The following is a 2265-nucleotide window of genomic DNA, read 5'->3' on the forward strand; positions in this document are numbered from 1 at the left end:
CCTCCAACGATATGTGAATGGAAGTTGGACGACAATTAAAACCTGGACAGAAACCAATAATAATAGTTACTGTAGTCTCGGTAAAAGTTATTACGTTGCAAGTGGATATCAATATCGAATGACTGCTTATGCTTCTGTTTATAACAATGGTTCATTTATTGAACAAACCATCTACACAAGTGGCACAAGAGTATACTAAACATATTATTTATAATACTGAAGGAGATATAAAAATGAAAAAATATCTAATCTTAATACTTACAATGTCTATGATCTTTAATATTGGGATTCTCAATTTCGCTGCAGAAAATCACACTACAAACCTACACATTAATGAATATGAAATTTTAAAAAATCTCAATGAAAATCAATTAAATAAAATAAATGAAGTTCTAAGTGTAAGCGGCTCAACAGAAATTAACACACTCCAAAATGGTAACTTCACTAATCCTGCTTCACATCAAAAAGTGACTAAAAAAGACCTTATTGAAAATTACAAGGCTAAAATCTATAAACTTAAAGAGTGGAATACAGATCAATTAAAAAATGTTGGTTACAACCCCTCACAAATAGCTGCAATCAAAGCTTTTGATGGCAGCGAAGAAATGATGATGCTCGCCGCAACAAGTGTAGATGTAAATATTGGCCTTAGAAATATTTCTTACACATCAAGTGGCACTACTGTAAAAGTAATTGCAGATTTTAATTGTGAAGGGATCCAATCCAATTGGTTCTTAGATGTCTTTGCAGTCACTTGGTCATCACCTTTAACCATTACATCAAAAACTGGATCTGTTAGATATACCAACAGTTATGGTGAAAGTAAAACCTATACACACTCACCTGTAAATGATGGAAACCTATATGGCCTCGGCATTAAATTTTATAAATATAAAGATTCAGTTGGTCAAGATTTTAATCATGCATTATATGTACATAGTGGTTCAATAATCATCAACTTAAAGTCGAATACAAATGTACCTGATATTGCAGCGCTTGCTTCATATGGTTATAATACCTTGTCTACTTCACCATCATTCGCTATTTCTGCGGGTGGCCCATCTGGCGGTATATCATTTTCAAGCCATATTTCAAGCGCTGGTGAAGCCTATACCTCAAATTAGGAGATGTTATAAATGAAATTCATTGGATATTTAGTCTTAGGCATATTGTGTTTTTTAGGTGTAGAGTTTTTTTCAGTGAACTACGCTACTTTTGTAGGGGCTGGCTTTGACGATACTGGCATCTTAACCACTTCAATTTCCCTACTGACCACTACAGTGGTGATATCTACCACTATCATTTGGCATAAGCTGGATGCCCTTAAAAAATAAAGTGCTCTTGCATGAATTCAGGGCCTAAGAACTAAAAATGAACAATTAAAAAGTTGGTCTCAATAATTTCAGAGACCAACTTTTTTACATAAGCAATTGGCATTGTGATCCTTTTATTGGATGCCTTTTTTAAGTGCTGCCTCAACCGCCTTTTTAATCACACGGCTTGATCCCGTAGCACCGCTGATATCGTCTACCTCTACCATTTGTTGCTTCACAATCTGATCCACGACGACTTCTGCTGGTCCACCCTTGCCATTTTTATGCTCAAGTAGCTCCAGACTTTCGATCTTACCGGAGTTAACAGTCGCTTTTACTTTAGCATAAATGATACCGGTATCATAATCACCTTCGTAAACGCCATTTTCTACTTCACTTAAATCCACACCTTCAAATACGATGGCTTCTAACTTGGCACTGCCTTCTTTTATGTAGTTGCTAAATTGGACCGCGCCTATGACAATCATAACTAAAATAATCACAACAATTGACAATACAATTTTTTTCCCAGTTTTCATTTTATATCTCCATTTCTCCCAAAGTTTGATATAGACATTGTTGCACCTTAAACATCATTTTAATCTCGTGGTCTGATAGCTTTGAAAACATTGCATCAACAAATGCAGCAGCCTTATCTCTATTATCCATACGCCACTTACTGCTTTTTTCAGTCTTATACAAACGGAGTGCTCTACCATCAGTCAGATCCTTTTCAATACGGACATAGCCCTTTGCTTCAAGTTTTGCAACAATCTGCTTGGTATTTTGATGTGAAGAATCACATGCCTTCGACAAGTCCTTTAAAGTTGGAGCCTGTTCAAAGGTCTCAAGCACTGTCAAAACAAACCACTGCTTGCATGTTATGTCCTGAATCTGTTGGTCCATGACCATTTGAAGTCGATTGGCCATCAGAAATGTCGTAGCAAATATA

4 protein-coding genes and 1 pseudogene are annotated in these 2265 nt (G+C 35.9%); 3 read left to right on the plus strand and 2 right to left on the minus strand.

From position 1 onward, the window contains the following. The 3 genes and pseudogenes from AC220I_RS21485 to AC220I_RS21495 all read left to right on the plus strand — a co-directional run. A pseudogene (locus AC220I_RS21485) lies at window positions 1-199 on the plus strand (hypothetical protein); the annotation flags it as partial. 34 nt (window positions 200-233) lie between these two features. Beyond that, window positions 234-1124 carry a hypothetical protein gene (locus AC220I_RS21490; protein WP_486725917.1) on the plus strand — a complete coding sequence of 297 codons (891 nt, stop codon included), beginning with the start codon at window positions 234-236 and terminating at the stop codon, window positions 1122-1124. Window positions 1125-1136: 12 nt separating this feature from the next. Beyond that, the gene (locus AC220I_RS21495; protein ID WP_486725918.1) at window positions 1137-1334 is read left to right on the plus strand and encodes a hypothetical protein; all 198 of its coding nucleotides are present in this window, start codon (window positions 1137-1139) and stop codon (window positions 1332-1334) included. Between the two features lie 113 nt (window positions 1335-1447). Here AC220I_RS21495 and AC220I_RS21500 read toward each other — a convergent pair whose 3' ends face one another. Continuing rightward, window positions 1448-1852, minus strand: a complete 405-nt coding sequence (locus AC220I_RS21500) for an FMN-binding protein (RefSeq protein ID WP_486725919.1) — start codon at window positions 1850-1852, stop codon at window positions 1448-1450. Window position 1853: 1 nt separating this feature from the next. Further along, window positions 1854-2265, minus strand: a 412-nt coding sequence (locus tag AC220I_RS21505; RefSeq protein WP_486725920.1) for a MarR family winged helix-turn-helix transcriptional regulator, incomplete at its 5' end; no start/stop codon positions are given.

The organism is Fusibacter sp. (assembly GCF_057447755.1).

What these genes read in the sequence shown, in the direction of transcription:
- AC220I_RS21490 (WP_486725917.1), top strand. Translation starts at nt 234, where the DNA reads ATGAAAAAATATCTAATCTTAATACTTACAATGTCTATGATCTTTAAT.
- AC220I_RS21500 (WP_486725919.1), bottom strand. Translation starts at nt 1,852, where the DNA reads ATGAAAACTGGGAAAAAAATTGTATTGTCAATTGTTGTGATTATTTTA.
- AC220I_RS21495 (WP_486725918.1), top strand. Translation starts at nt 1,137, where the DNA reads ATGAAATTCATTGGATATTTAGTCTTAGGCATATTGTGTTTTTTAGGT.